Consider the following 18291-nt stretch of genomic DNA (forward strand, 5'->3'; position numbering starts at 1 on the left):
ATGAGCGAGTTGTCGCAAGTGTCGGTGACGGCACTCAAGGGTGTCGGTGAAGCCATGGCCGAGAAACTGGCCAAAGTCGGCCTGGAAAACCTCCAGGACGTGCTGTTTCACCTGCCGCTGCGCTATCAGGACCGCACCCGCGTGGTTCCGATTGGCGCTTTGCGACCCGGACAGGACGCGGTCATCGAAGGTACCGTCAGCGGCGCCGACGTGGTCATGGGCCGTCGGCGCAGCCTGGTGGTTCGACTACAGGACGGCACCGGTGGCTTAAGCCTGCGTTTCTACCATTTCAGCAACGCGCAGAAAGAAGGCCTCAAACGCGGCACGCGGATTCGCTGCTACGGCGAGGCGCGGCCCGGTGCTTCGGGGCTGGAGATCTACCACCCGGAATACCGCGCCATCACCGGCGACGAACCACCTCCGGTGGATGAAACCCTGACCCCGGTTTACCCGCTCACCGAAGGCCTGACCCAACAGCGCTTGCGCCAGTTGTGCATGCAGACCCTCACCCTGCTCGGCCCCAGCAGCCTGCCCGACTGGCTGCCGAACGAACTGGCCCGCGACTACCAGTTAGCGCCGCTGGCCGATGCGATCCGCTACCTGCACAACCCGCCCGCCGATGCCGACGTCGATGAACTGGCCCTCGGTCACCACTGGGCACAGCACCGCCTGGCCTTCGAAGAACTGCTGACCCATCAATTGTCACAACAGCGTCTGCGCGAAAGCATGCGCTCCCTGCGTGCGCCCGCGATGCCCAAAGCCACGCAACTGCCGGCCAAATACCTGGCCAACCTCGGCTTCAACCCGACCGGTGCCCAGCAACGGGTCGGCAACGAAATCGCTTACGACCTCAGCCAGCACGAGCCGATGCTACGGCTGATCCAGGGCGACGTTGGCGCCGGTAAAACCGTGGTAGCCGCCCTTGCAGCGCTGCAAGCATTGGAGGCCGGCTATCAGGTCGCGCTGATGGCGCCCACCGAGATTCTCGCCGAGCAGCACTTCATCACCTTCAAGCGCTGGCTCGAACCGCTGGGCATCGAAGTCGCGTGGCTCGCCGGTAAGCTCAAGGGCAAGAACCGCGTAGCCGCGCTGGAGCAAATCGCCAGCGGCACACCGATGGTGGTTGGCACCCACGCGCTGTTCCAGGACGAAGTGCAATTCAAGAACCTGGCGCTGGTGATCATCGACGAACAACATCGTTTCGGCGTGCAGCAGCGTCTGGCCTTGCGGCAGAAGGGCGTCGGCGGGCGCATGTGCCCGCACCAGTTGATCATGACCGCCACGCCGATTCCGCGCACGCTGGCCATGAGCGCCTACGCCGACCTCGACACCTCGATCCTCGACGAACTGCCCCCCGGCCGAACCCCGGTCAACACCGTGCTGATCACCGACACCCGGCGGGTCGAAGTCATCGAGAGGGTGCGTAGCGCCTGCGCCGAAGGGCGTCAGGCCTATTGGGTTTGCACACTGATCGAAGAGTCGGAAGAGTTGACCTGCCAGGCCGCCGAAACCACCTATGAGGACCTCACCGCCGCCCTCGGCGAGTTGAAGGTCGGGCTGATCCACGGCCGCATGAAGCCTGCAGAAAAAGCCGCGGTGATGGCCGAGTTCAAGGCCGGCAACCTGCAACTGCTGGTCGCGACCACGGTGATCGAAGTGGGCGTGGACGTACCCAACGCCAGCCTGATGATCATCGAGAACCCCGAACGCCTGGGCCTGGCGCAACTGCACCAGTTGCGTGGCCGCGTCGGCCGGGGCAGTGCCGTCAGCCATTGCGTGCTGCTCTACCATCCGCCGCTGTCGCAGATCGGCCGCCAGCGCCTGGGTATCATGCGCGAAACCAACGATGGTTTCGTCATCGCCGAAAAGGATCTGGAACTGCGCGGCCCCGGCGAAATGCTCGGCACCCGGCAAACCGGCCTGCTCCAATTCAAGGTCGCAGACCTGATGCGCGATGCCGATTTGTTGCCCGCCGTACGGGATGCAGCCCAGGCATTGCTCGAACGCTGGCCGACCCACGTCAGCCCGCTACTCGACCGCTGGCTGCGTCACGGGCAGCAATACGGCCAAGTGTAAGCACCGTCGCAGTTTCCGGGCCATGGGTTTGAGCAAGCTGGTTATACTCCTGCAATTGTTTTGAAACGGATACAGTCCATGACCGAAGTTGCCCTCGCACCCGCCACCCCGCACGCTCCGTCGGTTATTCGGCTGATGCTGGGCAAGTTGGCCATTGCCTACGAAGAAGTGCTGGACCATCACGGCCTCAATGCCGCGCGCAAAGTGCAGGCCGTTCTGCTGGATGACAGCGTCGGTGCGTTGATGGTGTTGTTCCCGCAGAGCCAGTTGCTCGACCTCAATCGCCTGACCGAACTCACCGGTCGCCGCCTCACTGCCGTACCCGTCGAACGCCTGGAAAAAATGCTCGGCAAACACAACCTGAGCCTGTTGCCTGGCCTGCCGGCGCTCACCAGTTCTCCGTGCCTGTACGAAGAAAGCCTGCTGCGCGAACCAAAGCTGCTGGTCAATTCCGGTGAGCCGGGCGTGCTGCTGGAAATCTCCAGCGAAGACTTCAAGACCATGCTGACCAAGGCCAGCGCCGCCAACTTCGGCGAAAACCTGTCCAGCATTCGTCCCAACCTCGACCGCCCCGATGACGACCGCGAGGAAATCACCCAGGCCGTCCAGGCGTTCACCGCGCGGCGCATCCAGCAGCGTCTGGAAGCGACCATCGAAATTCCGCCACTGGCCGAAACCGCGCAAAAAATCATCAAGCTGCGCGTCGACCCCAATGCCACCATCGACGACATCACCGGCGTGGTCGAAACCGACCCGGCGCTGGCTGCACAAGTCGTGAGCTGGGCGGCATCGCCGTATTACGCCTCGCCGGGCAAGATCCGCTCGGTGGAAGATGCCATCGTGCGCGTGTTGGGCTTCGACCTGGTGATCAACCTGGCATTGGGCCTGGCCCTGGGTAAAACCCTGAGCCTGCCCAAGGATCACCCGCAACATTCCACGCCGTACTGGCAGCAATCGATCTACACCGCCGCCGTCATCGAAGGCCTGACCCGCGCCATGCCTCGTGCACAGCGTCCGGAAGCCGGCCTGACCTACCTGGCCGGCCTGCTGCACAACTTCGGCTACCTGCTGCTGGCCCACGTGTTCCCGCCGCACTTTTCACTGATCTGCCGCCACTTGGAGGTCAACCCGCACCTGTGCCACAGCTTCGTGGAACAACACCTGCTGGGCATCAGTCGTGAACAGATCGGCTCATGGCTGATGCGTTTCTGGGACATGCCTGAAGAACTGGCCACCGCCCTGCGCTTCCAGCACGACCCGGCCTACGATGGCGCCTACGCCGAATACCCGAACCTGGTTTGCCTGTCGGTGCGCCTGCTGCGCAGCCGTGGCATCGGCTCCGGCCCCGACGAAGGCATCCCCGACGCCCTGCTCGAACGCCTGGGCATCAGTCGCGACAAAGCCGACGATGTCGTCAGTAAAGTGCTTGAGGCTGAACTGCTGCTGCGTGAACTGGCTTCGCAGTTCACTCAAGGCTGAAAAGCATCGCGAGCAGGCTCGCTCCCACAGGATTCAGGTGAACCCTGTGGGAGCGAGCCTGCTCGCAATGAATATCACTCGGTCTACCTGAAAGGCCTCAAGCCTTGGGCTTGGCCTTCTTCGGCTTCAAATACTTGGTCAACCCCTGAAACCAGATCACCAGCGCCGGGTTGCCCTTGATCTGAATCGACTTGTCCTGAATCCCCGTCATGAACGCCAGTTGCTTGTTCTTCGCCTGCATCGTGGCAAAGCCGTACGCGGCGTCTTTAAAGGCAATCGCAAACGCTGGCTCGGCATGCACACCCGATTGGCTGGTGATGCGTTGCTCCTTCACGCGGAAATGCCGCGCCACTTTTCCGTCCAGGGTCTGCAGCTGAAACACCAGGTCCTTGTCACCCAGTTGCTGCTGAAACGCCGGATTGGTCCGGCTGGCCTTACCCATCAATAAACCCAGCATCCACAGCAGAAAACGAAATTTCATGCGCACAGCCTCAAGAGAAAAATGAACGGCCGGGGCAGTTTAACGGCTTCAGGTGATAACACCAGTATCCAGCTGCATTAGCAGAAGATCATTACCATTACCTGCACGATGACTACTAAGTCACAATTATCAACACATCACTCCAGCCACTCCACACGCCACTTCTGTACCTGAAGAAACACATTCTGTAGGAGCTGCCGAAGGCTGCGATCTTTTGATCCCTCTACCCTGCAAACCTATCGGAAACTTCCTTCAAAATGCTGCCTTATACATGAACTAGGCGAATTTTGAATTCATCGATAACCTCTGATCGTCACCACCAAAAACGGCGACCGGATGTGCAAGTCCGAAATCGGGAGCAAAACTTCTTAACCAAGGATTTACACCAATGACTCCGATACCCGACGCATCCGAAAACGAAGCCACATCCCCCTACGAATCCCTCGATTCCAAAAAACTCCACGAGGCTGCCGAACGCGTCCTCGACCACCACTTCGCTCCACCAGAACAAGAAAAGTCGAAACGCAGGGGTCAGCTCTTCAGCGTCTGCCCGGACATCCATACCGAAACCCTACTGGCCAATGCCTCGGAAGATCTGCTGTCCATCAGCGCCATCGCCGCTGACCTGGCCGATGATGTAGACGGCTCGCGCCGCTCAGTAGCCCTGGCGATCAGTCGCGTGGCTGAGGGGGCGCATTTGCTGGTAGAGCGGGCACTGGATCATCTGGATGAGCCGTAAATGGCGGCGATCCTCGCCAAACAACAAAGCGGGCTCGGCTGATTCGCCCCCCCCACAAAAAATGGGCACCCAACCCTGGTTGGCGTGCCCATTTTTTATTCCACTCCCCCGCTGCGCGGGAGGTGAAAACGGATTACGGATTAACGCTGTCTTTCAAAAACTTGCCCGGCTTGAACGCAACGGTATTACTGGCCTTGATTTTCACTGGCTCACCGGTTTGCGGGTTCTTGCCCGTGCGTGCACCGCGATGGCGTTGCAGGAAGGTCCCGAAGCCCACCAGCGTCACGCTTTTTCCGTGGTGCAGGGCACCGGTGATTTCTTCAAGAACGGCGTTGAGAACGCGGTTGGCTTGTTCTTTGGTGAGGTCTGCTTTTTCAGCAATGGCTGCAGCGAGTTCTGGTTTACGCATGTGAGTGAAGCCCCTTTGACGGTTTGTTGTTGTTATGTCCGTGCTGCTCTCTGCGGAGCAGCGCCCAAAGCGCCGCAGGTGCTCTACTCTGCGGCAGACAGGAGTGAGGATGGCACGCAGTGAGGCCCCGCGCCAGTATCGGCGCGGCCATTGTTGGGGCAAAAGGGGGGTGATTCCGACAGAACGACCGGTATTTACGCCAACAGAGCTGGAAGCTCTTTGTTCAGGGCCAGTTTTTCCATCACGGCGGCACCGGTGAGGGCGTAACCGAGCAGCTTGCCCGCGGCATCGCGGCATAAAACCTTGATGTCGGCGCCCTGCCCTTCGACGGTCCAAATGCCCTCTGCGCCCCGTGGCGGCGGGGACACCACCAACGGGCACACCGGGGTTTTGACGGTGATCGGCATCGGCCCATAGGTGACGGCGGTCGGGGTGCCGGCCAGGGTTTGCGCCAGCGCCCTCGCACAACTCATCAGAGGCATGACGTACAGCAGATTCAACCCGTCGACCTCGGCACAGTCGCCCAGGGCGTAGATGTTGGCGTGGGAGGTCTTCAGGTGCCGATCGACCATGATGCCGCGGTTGACCTGCAGACCGGCCGCTGCCGCGAGGTCGACCCGTGGGCGCAGGCCGATGGCCGAGACCACCACGTCGCACGGGATCACCTGGCCATCGGACAGGTGCGCTTCCAGGCCGTCAGCCACGCGCTGCAGGCGGTTGAGCACCGGCCCGAGGTGGAAACGCGCACCGAGGCTTTCGAGGCCTGCCTGCACCGCAGCGGCGGCCGCCGGGTGCAACAGGGTCGGCATGACTTGTTCGCACGGTGCAACCAGTTGCACTTCGTAGCCGCCCAGGGTCAGGTCGTTGGCGAACTCGCAGCCGATCAGGCCGGCACCGAGCAGCAGTACGCGGCGCTTGCCGGCCGCCGCCGCACGGAAGCATGCGTAGTCTTCCAGGTCGTTGATCGGGAATACGCAGTCCGCCGCGTCGCCTTCGATGGGCACGCGCACGGTTTCGGCGCCCCAGGCCAGGATCAGGTCGCGGTAGATCACCGCTTCTTCACCGATCCACAGGCGTTTGTGGCCCGGGTCGATGCCGCTGATGCGGGTGTGGGTGCGTATTTCGGCCCTGAGCTGTTCGGCCATGGCGCCGGGTTCGGCCATGCTCAGACCGTCGGCATCCTTGTTTTTGCCGAAGCCGGTGGAGAGCATCGGCTTGGAGTAGGAGCGTCCGTCATCGGCGGTAATCAGCAGCAGCGGGGTTTCGCTATCGAGTTTGCGAAACTCGCGGGCCACGTTGTAGCCCGCCAGGCCGGTACCAATGATTACGACAGGTGCGTTCATTCCTTACTCCTCAATTATTCAGGCAGCGATTTCGATCATTTCAAAATCCATTTTGCCCACACCGCAGTCCGGGCACAGCCAGTCTGCCGGGACGTCTTCCCAACGGGTGCCCGGCGCAATGCCGTCATCCGGCCAACCGTCGGCTTCGTTGTAGATCAGGCCGCAGACGATACATTGCCACTTTTTCATTCAGGTACTTCCTCAGGGTTCAGGCGTTTTGCCGGCCGGACGGTCGATGGTTGTAGCACTGCCGCCCAACTCAGCGCGTTTTGTACTGATCGGGGCCGCCGGATGCAAGCCTGTTCGGCGCAACGGCAGGCCATTTCAATCGATATCAGCGGCCAACATGTTAAGCTCGCCGCCTCATTTGCTGCCAATAATGACTCATTGTGCAACACACAGAATCCCCCTCTCCAGCTCCTCTCTGGCTCTCGCGCAGCGAACTGGCGCCCCTCCCCGATGCCTCCACCCTCGACTGGCTGTTCGACGAAGGCTCGCTGACCAGACGTCTGATTCATCTGTCGAATGATGCCTTCAGCGTCTCGCCGACGTTCGAAGGCTGGCAGCCCCTGCGTGCCGACGAATGCGCAGCACTGGACCTGACCGAAGGCAGTGAGGGCTGGGTTCGTGAGGTGTATTTGCGCGGTCACGGCCAGGCGTGGGTGTTTGCGCGCAGCGTGGCGTCACGCAGTGCATTGCAAGGCGACGGCTTGCACATGGACGAACTGGGCAGCCGCTCGCTGGGCGAATTGCTGTTTTGCGATCAGGCCTTTCAGCGCCGGGCCATCGAGGTTTGCCATTATCCGCAAGCGTGGCTGCCCGCCGAGGTGCAATCGCCAGGGCTGTGGGGCCGCCGTTCGCGTTTTGACCGTGGCGCGCTGAGCGTGCTGGTGGCCGAAATTTTCCTGCCTTCCCTATGGAACGCCGCCCGCGTCCAACCGGAGAACCACTGATGTACCAAAGCCTGCTCAAGTCCTTGAACCGCTTGAATCCTCGGGCCTGGGACTTCATTCAGCTGACGCGCATGGACAAGCCGATCGGCATTTACCTGCTGCTGTGGCCGACGCTGTGGGCGCTGTGGATTGCTGGCAAGGGTTCGCCGTCCCTGGCCAATATCGTTATTTTCGTCCTCGGCGTGGTGCTGACCCGCGCCGGCGGCTGCGTGATCAACGACTGGGCGGACCGCAAAGTCGATGGCCATGTGAAGCGTACCGAACAGCGGCCGCTGGTGAGCGGCAAGATCAGTTCCAAAGAGGCGCTGGTGTTCTTCGCGTTACTGATGGGCGTGAGTTTCCTGCTGGTGCTGTGCACCAATGCCGCGACCATTTGGCTGTCATTGGGCGGCCTGGCGCTGGCGTTCAGTTACCCGTTCATGAAGCGCTACACCTATTACCCGCAAGTGGTACTGGGCGCGGCGTTTTCCTGGGGCATGCCGATGGCCTTTACCGCCGAAACCGGTGAATTGCCGGCTGTCGCGTGGCTGCTGTGGATCGCTAACCTGATGTGGACGGTGGGTTACGACACCTATTACGCGATGACTGACCGCGATGACGACCTGAAAATCGGCGTGAAATCCACGGCGATTCTGTTTGGCGATGCAGACCGGGTGATCATCCTGACCCTGCAAGGCTTGGCGCTGGCCTGCTTGTTGCTGGCCGGGTCGAAGTTCGAGCTCGGTGGCTGGTTCCATCTCGGCTTGCTGGCGGCGGCGGGCTGTTTTGCGTGGGAATTCTGGTACACCCGAGGCAAGGACCGGATGCGCTGTTTCAAGGCGTTTTTGCACAATCACTGGGCGGGTTTGGCGATTTTCGTCGGGATTGTGCTGGATTACGCGCTGCGTTGAAGCATCAAAAAGATCGCCGCCTTCAGCAGCTCCTGCAGAGCAACGAAGGCAGCGATCTGGTGCGGCACGCTACAACCGTTACATATGCTCGTGAACAACGTGCCAGACGTCTTTTTTCTTGTCACCCGTCATGTCTCCGGGTTTTTTGTCGTCCTCGTAGTAGTACAGCGGCTTGCCGTCGAAGGCCCATTGCATCTTGCCATCATCACGTTTGATGACTGTCCATTTACCTTCGGCCTTGGCACCCGCCGGCGCCATCATTGGCGGCCAGTATTTGGCGCAGTCGCCGTTGCACATCGACTTGCCACCCGCGTCCTTGTCGTACGTGTAGACCGTCATGCCTTTGTGGTCGACCATCATGCCGTCTTTCATCATGCCCGGTTCGGCGGCAAAGGCCAGTGTCGGCAGCGTTAACGCAGCAGTGACCAGCAAAGCCTTCCAGGATTGAGCAATGTAGTTCATGGAAACCTTCCTTTTGTGGTTGTCAGGATTCGGACTTAAAGCTTAGCCCAGGATCCAGCCAATCGCCGACCGACTAAAATACTGTCACACGACTGCAATAATTCCGTTATCTAATGCGGCGCAAGACAGTTAAATGACAAGAGGATTAAGGGCATGGTTGGCAGGAGCATTCTGATCGTCGACGACGAAGCGCCTATTCGCGAAATGATCGCCGTTGCATTGGAAATGGCCGGCTATGACTGCCTGGAGGCTGAAAACTCCCAGCAGGCCCACGCCATTATCGTCGACCGCAAACCGGACCTGATCCTGCTCGACTGGATGCTGCCCGGCACCTCCGGCATCGAGCTGGCCCGTCGTCTCAAGCGTGATGAACTGACCGGGGACATCCCGATCATCATGCTCACCGCCAAGGGCGAAGAGGACAACAAGATCCAGGGCCTGGAAGTCGGCGCCGATGACTACATCACCAAGCCGTTTTCCCCCCGTGAGCTGGTCGCGCGCCTGAAGGCCGTGCTGCGCCGTGCCGGCCCGACCGATGGCGAAGCACCGATCGAAGTCGGCGGCCTGCTGCTGGACCCGATCAGCCACCGCGTGACCATCGATGGCCGTCCCGCCGAGATGGGTCCGACCGAATACCGCCTGTTGCAATTCTTCATGACCCACCAGGAGCGCGCCTACACGCGTGGCCAGTTGCTGGATCAGGTCTGGGGTGGCAACGTCTACGTCGAAGAGCGTACGGTTGACGTGCACATTCGACGCCTGCGCAAAGCCCTCGGCGATGCTTACGAAAATCTGGTACAAACCGTGCGCGGCACTGGCTACCGGTTCTCGACCAAGGCCTGATGATCGCAGCGGTTCCACTTTCAAGGACGTATTTTTTTCGTGAACCAAAACTGGCATGGCACCCTGATTCGCCACATGCTGCTGCTGGTCACCGCCTGCCTGGTGATCGGCCTGATCACCGGCTATTACGGCTGGAGCCTCGCCGCAGGCCTGGGTCTTTACCTGGCCTGGACCCTCAAGCAATTGCTGCGTCTGCACGAGTGGCTGCGCCTGCATAAACCCGATGAAGCACCACCCGACGGCTATGGCCTGTGGGGGGAAGTGTTCGACAGCATTTATCACCTGCAACGCCGCGACCAACGGGTACGCGGACGCCTGCAAGCGGTGATCGACCGGGTTCAGGAATCCACCGCCGCGCTGAAAGACGCGGTGATCATGCTCGACAGCGACGGCAACCTGGAATGGTGGAACCGCGCCGCCGAAACCCTGCTGGGCCTCAAGACCCCGCAGGACAGCGGCCAGCCGGTGACCAACCTGGTGCGCCATCCGCGCTTCAAGGAATACTTCGAGCAAGACAGCTACGCCGAGCCGCTGGAAATTCCTTCGCCGACCAACGACCGCGTGCGCATCCAGCTGTACATCACCCGTTACGGTAACAACGAACACTTGATGCTGGTGCGCGATGTGACACGTATCCATCAGCTTGAGCAAATGCGCAAAGACTTCATCGCCAACGTTTCCCATGAACTGCGCACACCGTTGACGGTGATCTGCGGCTACCTGGAAACCTTGCTCGATAACGTCGACGAGGTGAACCCGCGCTGGAGCCGTGCCTTGCAGCAGATGCAGCAACAGGGCGGACGCATGCAGACCCTGCTCAATGATCTGTTGTTGCTGGCCAAGCTGGAAGCCACCGATTATCCGTCGGACAACCAGCCGGTGCCGATCGACGGCTTGCTGCAATCGATCAAGAGCGATGCGCAGCAGTTGTCCGGCCAGAAAAACCAGACAATCACCCTGGAAGCCGACCCGACGATTCTGCTCAAGGGCAGCGAAGCGGAGTTGCGCAGCGCGTTTTCCAACCTGGTGTTCAACGCGGTGAAATACACCCCGGCCGAAGGCAATATCCGCATTCGCTGGTGGGGCGATGACCAAGGGGCGCACTTGAGCGTGCAGGATTCCGGGATCGGCATCGATGCCAAACACCTGCCGCGCCTGACCGAACGCTTCTATCGCGTCGACTCCAGCCGCAACTCCAACACCGGAGGCACCGGCCTGGGGCTGGCGATCGTCAAACACGTCTTGTTACGGCATCGGGCGCGGATGGAAATCAGCAGCGTACCGGGCCACGGCAGCACCTTCACCTGCCACTTTGCCCCGGCCCAGGTCACCAAATCCCGGGTTATCAGCACCGCCGACTGATACCGGTCAGCACGCACCACTAGGCAACTGGCCGGTCAGCCGCTACATTGGCTGACTTGCGCCTGCCTTTCAGGCGCGGTTTTTTACTTCCCTCTCGATTATACGGAACCCGCAAAACTCCATCATGGACCCTTCCCCTGGCTTGACCCTCGCTACAATTTTCGCCGACTTCGGCATGATTCTTTTTGCTCTGATCCTGGTTTTGCTCAACGGGTTTTTCGTTGCGGCGGAATTTGCCATGGTCAAGCTGCGCTCGACCCGGGTCGAGGCCATCGCTGACAAAAACGGCTGGCGCGGGCACATCCTGCGCACCGTGCACAGTCAGCTCGATGCTTACCTGTCGGCCTGCCAATTGGGTATCACCCTCGCCTCCCTGGGCCTGGGCTGGGTGGGTGAACCTGCGTTTGCGCACCTTCTGGCGCCTGTACTGAGTGCCGTGGGCGTAGATTCCGCTGAAGTGGTCAAGGCTGTTTCGTTCTTCACCGCCTTCTTCATCATTTCCTACCTGCACATCGTGGTCGGCGAGCTGGCCCCGAAATCCTGGGCGATCCGCAAACCCGAATTGCTGTCGCTGTGGACCGCCGTGCCGCTGTACCTGTTCTACTGGACCATGTACCCGGCCATCTACCTGCTCAACGCCAGCGCCAACCAGATCCTGCGCATCGCTGGCCAAGGTGAGCCCGGCCCGCACCACGAACACCATTACAGCCGCGAAGAACTGAAACTGATCCTGCACTCCAGCCGTGGCCAGGATCCGAGCGACCAAGGCATGCGCGTGCTGGCGTCAGCGGTGGAAATGGGCGAGCTGGAAGTGGTCGACTGGGCCAACTCCCGAGAAGACCTGGTCACCCTGGAATTCAATGCGCCGCTCAAGGAAATCCTGGCGTTGTTCCGTCGCCACAAGTTCAGCCGTTATCCGGTGTACGACAGCGAACGCCAGGAGTTCGTCGGCCTGCTGCACATCAAGGATCTGCTGCTGGAACTGGCGGCGCTGGACCACATTCCCGAGTCGTTCAACCTGGCCGAACTGACCCGACCGCTGGAGCGCGTGTCGCGGCACATGCCGTTGTCGCAGTTGCTGGAGCAGTTCCGCAAGGGTGGCTCGCACTTCGCTGTAGTCGAAGAGGCCGACGGTAACATCATCGGCTACCTGACCATGGAAGACGTGCTGGAAGTGCTGGTGGGCGACATCCAGGACGAACACCGCAAGGCCGAACGCGGGATCCTCGCGTATCAGCCGGGCAAGCTGCTGGTGCGGGGCGATACACCGCTGTTCAAGGTTGAACGACTGCTGGGCATCGACCTCGACCACGTCGAAGCCGAAACCCTCGCCGGGCTGGTCTACGAGAGCCTCAAGCGTGTTCCGGAAGAGGAAGAAGTGCTGGAAGTCGAAGGCCTGCGGATCATCATCAAGAAGATGAAAGGGCCGAAGATCGTTCTGGCCAAGGTGTTGATGCTGGATTAACCGGCTTATCCGACTTGCCCGCGATGGCGTCAGACCAGACAACGCCTCACTTCTTGCCCAACGCAAAGTTGGGCAACGCACCCACCGGCTGGTTGAACTGGTAAGGAATCGACACCAGCCCCAGCCCGGTATTGCGCTGCACCACGAAGTGCAAATGCGGCCCGGTGCTGTTGCCGGTGTTGCCGGACAACGCCAACGCACTGCCGACCTTTACCCTCTGACCTTCCCGAACGCAGACCGAGCCTTTCTTCAGGTGCAGGTAAACGCCCATGGTCCCGTCATCGTGCAGCACCCGCACGAAATTGCCGGATGCATCAGTGCCGCGCCCGCTCTGGCGATTTTCGGTTTTCACCACCACGCCGCCACGCGCGGCAATGATCGGCGTACCCTCAGGCATTGCGATGTCTATGGCATATCGGCTCTTGGGCCCGAAATGGCTGTAGGGGCCATTGGCACCCTGACTGATCCGGAACGGTCCGCCACGCCAGGGCAAGGGGTACCGATAGCCCACCGTGGGCCCTGAGGGGTCGCCCAGGGAGTATTTGAACTTCGGGACGTACGCGAGGGGCCTTCCACCTTTAGTCGCCGTAAGCTGCGCCAGGCGAACGCTGCTGCGTAGCGGTATCACGCGCCGAATCGTCCCGCCCGGCACACCGCTGGCGTTCTTCACCCCGGCAAAACTCAATTCGACTTCTACCGGCGCATACAGGTCATTGCGCACGTAAACGCTGTGCACACCATTTTTCTTCATGACGACGAGGCGCACCTGACGCTCAAGGTGCTCGACCATGCCATCGCGAAAAACGAACACGTGGGCGCCTTTGCTGGGGCGGTCGCTGTAGGAAACCACACCATAAGCGTCTTTGGACTTGTAGATAGTCATGGCCATGGCCGAGGTGGCGACCATGAACAGGCCACATAAAAACAGCAGGCGCGTGAACATGAGCAAGGATTCTGTCGAGTGAGGCCTGGGATTGAGCCTAGCAGCTGCAATGGACCCGGGTAGTCGGCAGATGTTTCAGAAAAGGTGTTCAGCAGATATGCGGTAGCAGTGATGGCCCCTTCGCGAGCAGGCTCGCTCCCACAGGATTCACGCCGGACCTGTGGGAGCGAGCCTGCTCGCGAAAGCGGACTTGCAGGCGACGCTAAATCAAGCGCCAGGAATGAAGTGCTTCTGCGCCGTACCCCGCGCAATCAGGCGCGAGATGTAATCGAGCTTCTGCGCATCCTGATCGACAAAACGGAAGGTCAGTTGCAGCCAGTCGCTGTCAGGCTTCGGTTCGTGGGCCACGACGGCGTGCAGATAGCCGTTGAGGCGGGCGACTTCGGCATTGTCGCCTTGCTCCAGGTCCAGCACGGCGCTGTCGAGGATCTGCGGCAGGGTCTCACTGCGCTTCACCACCAGCAGGGCTTCCTTGAGACTCAAGGCCTTGATCACACATTGCTGGATGCCGTTCGGCAAACGCAGTTGACCCTGGCCACGGCCGCTGGCGGGTGCCGAAGAGGCCGCTGGCGCCTTGACCGGCGGATTGTTGAGCAAGCCCTTGGACGGTGCAGGTGCGGGTGCGGCCGTTGGCGTGGCAACGGGCGCCTTGCCACCGGTCAAGGCGGCGAGGGAGTCGTTACCGAATGCCGAGCTTGTTTTGGTCGCGGCTACGTTGATCAAGGCGTCGAGTTTGCCGACCTTGTGCAGCGCCTGCTTGACCTTGGTGAGCAGTTGCTCGTTGGTGAACGGCTTGCTGACGTAACCGGAAACTCCGGCCTGGATCGCCTGGACGACGTTCTCCTTGTCGCCACGGCTGGTCACCATCACGAATGGCATGGTTTTGAGGTTGTCTTGCTCACGACACCAGGTCAGCAATTCCAGGCCGGACATTTCCGGCATTTCCCAGTCGCACAGGACCAGGTCGAAGGCTTCCTTGGCCAGCATGGCCTGGGCCTTTCTGCCGTTGATCGCGTCTTCGATCCGCATGCCCGGGAAATAATTGCGCAGGCACTTTTTCACCAAGTCACGAATGAACGACGCGTCGTCCACGACCAACACACTGACCTTACTCATCCACCACCCCTTTAAAAAATCCCGGCCAGCATACCGCCTTGCTGATGGCACATTGCCAAAAACCTTCAGTCACGCCGGACTTTTCGTTCGCGGGTGCTGCTTTTCGAATTTGTAAGCCGCAAACAAAAACGCCCGGCCAAAAGGCCGGGCGCTTTACTTGGGCAATCTTACTTATCGTCAGTTTTGCCCGGAACATTAGCGGTTTCGCCACTGGTTCCTTCAACTTCTTCCTTCATGCGCTTGAGGCCCAGGTGCCGCACGTCAGTGCCGCGCACCAGGTAAATCACCAGCTCCGAGATATTGCGTGCGTGGTCGCCGATACGCTCCAGCGAACGCAGCACCCAGATAATGCTCAGAACCCGCGAGATAGAACGCGGATCTTCCATCATGTAGGTCGCCAGCTCACGCAGTGCGGTCTTGTATTCGCGGTCGATGATCTTGTCGTACTGCGCCACCGACAACGCCAACTCGGCGTCGAAACGGGCAAAGGCATCCAGTGCATCGCGGACCATGTTGCGCACCTGGTCACCGATGTGGCGCACTTCGACGTAACCGCGCGGCGCTTCGCCTTCTTCACACAGCTGGATGGCGCGACGGGCGATCTTGGTCGCTTCGTCACCGATGCGCTCCAGGTCGATCACCGATTTGGAAATGCTGATGATCAGGCGCAGGTCGGAAGCCGCCGGCTGACGACGGGCCAGAATGCGCAGGCATTCTTCGTCGATGTTGCGTTCCATCTGGTTGATCTGGTCGTCGATCTCGCGCACCTGCTGGGCCAGGCCGGAGTCGGCCTCGATCAGCGCGGTCACCGCGTCATTGACCTGTTTCTCGACCAGCCCGCCCATGGCCAGGAGGTGGCTGCGCACTTCCTCCAGTTCGGCGTTGAACTGCTGGGAGATGTGGTGTGTAAGGCCTTCCTTAGAAATCATGTTGTCTGCTCCGCAAAAGCTGTGAGCTGCAAGCTACAAGCTGCAAGCTGATGTGTGTCGTACCCGAACCGCTCCTACTTGCCGCTTGAAGCGTGCGGCTTGTGGCTGCTGCTAGCCGTAGCGACCGGTGATGTAGTCTTCGGTCTGCTTCTTCGCCGGATTGGTGAACAGGGTATCGGTGTCGCCGAATTCCACCAGTTTGCCCATGTACATGAACGCGGTGTAGTCGGACACCCGCGCCGCCTGTTGCATGTTGTGGGTCACGATGACGATGGTGAACTTGGATTTCAGTTCGTAGATCAGCTCTTCGACTTTCAGCGTAGAGATCGGGTCAAGTGCCGAGCACGGTTCGTCGAGCAGCAGCACTTCCGGCTCCACGGCGATGGTGCGGGCGATCACCAGACGCTGCTGCTGACCACCGGACAGGCCCAGTGCCGACTCGTGCAGACGGTCCTTGACCTCGTCCCACAATGCCGCGCCTTTCAACGCCCACTCGACAGCTTCGTCGAGCACGCGTTTCTTGTTGATGCCCTGGATGCGCAGACCGTAAACCACGTTTTCGTAGATGGTTTTCGGGAACGGGTTCGGCTTCTGGAACACCATGCCGACGCGGCGACGCAGTTCGGCCACGTCTTCGCCCTTGCGGTAGATGTTGCTGCCGTACAGGTTGATCTCGCCTTCGACACGGCAGCCATCCACCAGGTCGTTCATGCGGTTGAAGGTACGCAGCAGCGTGGACTTGCCGCAGCCGGACGGGCCGATGAAGGCGGTCACGCGCTGCTTCGGGATATTCATGCTGACGTCGTACAGCGCTTGTTTTTCGCCGTAGAACAGGCTCAGGCCCGGCACTTCGATGGCCACGGTTTCCTGCTCGAGGTTCAGGCTCTGCTTGTCGCGACCCAGCGCCGACATGTTGATGCCGTGGGTATGTGCTTCGTGCTGCATGGGAGGCTCCCTGTGCTAACAAATTCGGTTCGTTTAACCACTGGCCTGGCCAATGGGTTACTGAAAATCTGAGGCTTGCGCCGATCCTTGTGGGAGCTGGCTTGCCAGCGATGCAGGTGACTCGGTCTGCCAGTAGCACCGCGGTGATGCCATCGCTGGCAAGCCAGCTCCCACAGGATTTGTCTTAGCTGTCCAAAGCCTTGTACTTCTCGCGCAGGTGGTTACGGATGTACACCGCCGACAGGTTCAGCGTCGCAATCACCAGCACCAGCAGCAGCGCCGTGGCGTACACCAGCGGCCGCGCAGCTTCGACGTTCGGGCTCTGGAAGCCGACGTCATAGATGTGGAAGCCCAGGTGCATGATCTTCTGGTCCAGGTGCAGGTACGGGTAGTTACCGTCCACCGGCAGCGACGGCGCCAGTTTCACCACACCCACCAGCATCAGCGGCGCCACTTCACCCGCGGCGCGAGCCACGGCGAGGATCATGCCGGTCATCATGGCCGGGCTGGCCATCGGCAGCACGATCTTCCACAAGGTTTCCGCCTTGGTCGCGCCGAGGGCCAACGAGCCTTCACGCACGGTGCGAGGAATCCGCGCCAGGCCTTCTTCGGTGGCCACGATCACCACCGGCACCGCCAGCAGCGCCAGGGTCAGCGAAGCCCAGAGCAGGCCCGGTGTACCGAAGGTCGGTGCCGGCAGTGCTTCCGGGAAAAACAGACGGTCGAGCGAGCCACCCAGTACGTAGACGAAGAAGCCCAGGCCGAACACGCCGTAAACGATGGCCGGAACGCCCGCCAGGTTGTTCACCGCGATGCGGATCACCCGGGTCAGCGCGTTCTGCTTGGCGTATTCACGCAGGTACACCGCCGCCAGCACGCCGAACGGGGTCACGATCATCGCCATGATCAGGGTCATCATCACGGTGCCGAAGATGGCCGGAAAGATCCCGCCTTCGGTGTTGGCTTCACGCGGGTCGTCGCTCAGGAATTCCCAGACCTTGCTGAAGTAGAAACCGATCTTGGTGGTCGTGCTCATGGCGTTCGGCTGATAGGCGTGAACCACTTTACCGATACCGATTTCGATTTCCTTACCGTTCGCATCGCGGGCGGTCAGGCTGTCGCGGTTGAACTGCGCGTGCAGGTCGCTCAGGCGCGCTTCAACATCCTGATAGCGAGCATTGAGTTCGGCGCGCTCGGATTCCATGTCCGCTTGTGCGGTGGCGTCGAGTTTGCCTTCCAGCTCAAGCTTGCGGCCGTGCAAGCGAATGCGCTCGAGACCGGCGTTGATCGCGCCGATGTCGGTTTTTTCCAGGTTCTTGAGCTGTGCAGCCAGCTTGTTGACGCGGTCGACACGGGCCTGCAACTCAGGCCATGCCGCTTCGCCTTCGGCGATGACCTTGCCATCCTGTTTGACGTTGACCAGATAACCGTAGAAGTTACCCCACTCGCGACGCTCGACGGCCATCAGCTCTGGCGGTGTCGCCTGGTTGGTCAGCCACTCGCCGACGATCCAGGTGAAGTCGTTGCCGTTCAGGTCACGGTTGCCGACCTTGATCAGCTCGCGGGTCATGAATTCAGGGCCTTCGTCAGGCACCGGCAGGCCGGCGCTCTTCAGACGGGCACGTGGCACTTCTTCCTTCTGCACCACTTCGCCAATGACCAGGTGCTGGCCCTGGCCCGGTACGTCGTAGCTGGCGTGGATCAGATCCGCCGGCCAGAAATGACCCAGGCCACGCACGGCAATCACTGCCAGCAGGCCAATGGTCATGATGACCGCGATGGACACCGCGCCACCGCTGATCCAGACGCCGGGGGCGCCGCTCTTGAACCATCCTTTCAGGGAGTTCTGTTTCACA

18 protein-coding genes are annotated in these 18291 nt (G+C 60.7%); 8 read left to right on the forward strand and 10 right to left on the reverse strand.

Annotated elements, in window-relative coordinates; all coding sequences use genetic code 11:
* Complete coding sequence (recG, locus tag AC1DU9_RS05945; protein WP_223460471.1) at nt 1-2076, forward strand: ATP-dependent DNA helicase RecG; 2076 nt, start codon at nt 1-3, stop codon at nt 2074-2076.
* Nucleotides 2077-2154: 78 nt separating this feature from the next.
* A complete protein-coding gene (locus AC1DU9_RS05950; RefSeq protein ID WP_223460474.1) occupies nt 2155-3555 on the forward strand; it encodes an aminoacyl-tRNA deacylase and HDOD domain-containing protein in 1401 nt (466 codons plus the stop codon).
* A gap of 97 nt (nt 3556-3652) precedes the next feature.
* Here AC1DU9_RS05950 and AC1DU9_RS05955 read toward each other — a convergent pair whose 3' ends face one another.
* Complete coding sequence (locus tag AC1DU9_RS05955) at nt 3653-4036, reverse strand: helicase (protein ID WP_223460476.1); 384 nt, start codon at nt 4034-4036, stop codon at nt 3653-3655.
* Nucleotides 4037-4424: 388 nt separating this feature from the next.
* Here AC1DU9_RS05955 and AC1DU9_RS05960 point away from each other — a divergent pair, with 388 nt between their 5' ends.
* Nucleotides 4425-4775: a DUF6124 family protein gene (locus AC1DU9_RS05960; protein WP_223460478.1), complete on the forward strand. Its 351-nt coding sequence runs from the start codon at nt 4425-4427 to the stop codon at nt 4773-4775.
* Nucleotides 4776-4908: 133 nt separating this feature from the next.
* Here the strand turns inward: AC1DU9_RS05960 and AC1DU9_RS05965 are convergent, their stop codons facing one another.
* From AC1DU9_RS05965 to AC1DU9_RS05975, 3 genes are all read right to left on the reverse strand, one after another.
* A complete protein-coding gene (locus tag AC1DU9_RS05965; protein ID WP_223460480.1) occupies nt 4909-5184 on the reverse strand; it encodes an HU family DNA-binding protein in 276 nt (91 codons plus the stop codon).
* 194 nt (nt 5185-5378) lie between these two features.
* Nucleotides 5379-6527, reverse strand: coding sequence for an NAD(P)/FAD-dependent oxidoreductase (locus tag AC1DU9_RS05970; protein WP_223460483.1), 1149 nt, complete (start codon nt 6525-6527; stop codon nt 5379-5381).
* Nucleotides 6528-6545: 18 nt separating this feature from the next.
* Nucleotides 6546-6716 (reverse strand): rubredoxin, encoded by a 171-nt coding sequence (locus AC1DU9_RS05975; RefSeq protein WP_007995385.1) that lies wholly within the window; start codon nt 6714-6716, stop codon nt 6546-6548.
* A gap of 200 nt (nt 6717-6916) precedes the next feature.
* Here AC1DU9_RS05975 and AC1DU9_RS05980 point away from each other — a divergent pair, with 200 nt between their 5' ends.
* Both AC1DU9_RS05980 and ubiA read left to right on the forward strand, forming a co-directional pair.
* Nucleotides 6917-7480, forward strand: coding sequence for a chorismate--pyruvate lyase family protein (locus AC1DU9_RS05980; RefSeq protein ID WP_223460485.1), 564 nt, complete (start codon nt 6917-6919; stop codon nt 7478-7480).
* Complete coding sequence (gene ubiA / locus AC1DU9_RS05985; RefSeq protein WP_223460487.1) at nt 7480-8370, forward strand: 4-hydroxybenzoate octaprenyltransferase; 891 nt, start codon at nt 7480-7482, stop codon at nt 8368-8370. Before AC1DU9_RS05980 ends, ubiA begins: the two co-directional genes overlap by 1 nt.
* 78 nt (nt 8371-8448) lie before the next feature.
* Here the strand turns inward: ubiA and AC1DU9_RS05990 are convergent, their stop codons facing one another.
* Complete coding sequence (locus AC1DU9_RS05990; protein WP_223460489.1) at nt 8449-8832, reverse strand: COG4315 family predicted lipoprotein; 384 nt, start codon at nt 8830-8832, stop codon at nt 8449-8451.
* 153 nt (nt 8833-8985) lie between these two features.
* Here AC1DU9_RS05990 and phoB point away from each other — a divergent pair, with 153 nt between their 5' ends.
* The 3 genes from phoB (at nt 8986) to AC1DU9_RS06005 (ending at nt 12502) form a co-directional block, all read left to right on the forward strand.
* Nucleotides 8986-9675 carry a phosphate regulon transcriptional regulator PhoB gene (gene phoB / locus AC1DU9_RS05995; protein WP_003229608.1) on the forward strand — a complete coding sequence of 230 codons (690 nt, stop codon included), beginning with the start codon at nt 8986-8988 and terminating at the stop codon, nt 9673-9675.
* A 75-nt stretch (nt 9676-9750) separates the two neighbouring features.
* On the forward strand, nt 9751-11037 hold the full coding sequence (gene phoR / locus AC1DU9_RS06000) for a phosphate regulon sensor histidine kinase PhoR (protein ID WP_256357357.1): 1287 nt from the start codon (nt 9751-9753) through the stop codon (nt 11035-11037).
* 124 nt (nt 11038-11161) lie between these two features.
* Complete coding sequence (locus AC1DU9_RS06005) at nt 11162-12502, forward strand: hemolysin family protein (RefSeq protein WP_218431557.1); 1341 nt, start codon at nt 11162-11164, stop codon at nt 12500-12502.
* Between the two features lie 46 nt (nt 12503-12548).
* On the opposite strand, the gene AC1DU9_RS06010 is transcribed toward AC1DU9_RS06005, so the two are convergent.
* From AC1DU9_RS06010 to pstA, 5 genes are all read right to left on the reverse strand, one after another.
* The gene (locus AC1DU9_RS06010; protein WP_223460490.1) at nt 12549-13445 is read right to left on the reverse strand and encodes a peptidoglycan DD-metalloendopeptidase family protein; all 897 of its coding nucleotides are present in this window, start codon (nt 13443-13445) and stop codon (nt 12549-12551) included.
* A gap of 207 nt (nt 13446-13652) precedes the next feature.
* On the reverse strand, nt 13653-14561 hold the full coding sequence (locus tag AC1DU9_RS06015) for a response regulator (protein ID WP_223460492.1): 909 nt from the start codon (nt 14559-14561) through the stop codon (nt 13653-13655).
* A gap of 167 nt (nt 14562-14728) precedes the next feature.
* Complete coding sequence (gene phoU, locus AC1DU9_RS06020) at nt 14729-15490, reverse strand: phosphate signaling complex protein PhoU (protein WP_007992846.1); 762 nt, start codon at nt 15488-15490, stop codon at nt 14729-14731.
* 111 nt (nt 15491-15601) lie between these two features.
* Complete coding sequence (pstB, locus tag AC1DU9_RS06025) at nt 15602-16435, reverse strand: phosphate ABC transporter ATP-binding protein PstB (protein WP_007995399.1); 834 nt, start codon at nt 16433-16435, stop codon at nt 15602-15604.
* A 184-nt stretch (nt 16436-16619) separates the two neighbouring features.
* A complete protein-coding gene (gene pstA, locus AC1DU9_RS06030) occupies nt 16620-18290 on the reverse strand; it encodes a phosphate ABC transporter permease PstA (RefSeq protein ID WP_223460495.1) in 1671 nt (556 codons plus the stop codon).
* Nucleotide 18291: the final 1 nt, after the last annotated feature.

The sequence above is a fragment of the Pseudomonas sp. P4_C1 genome, from assembly GCF_056402155.1.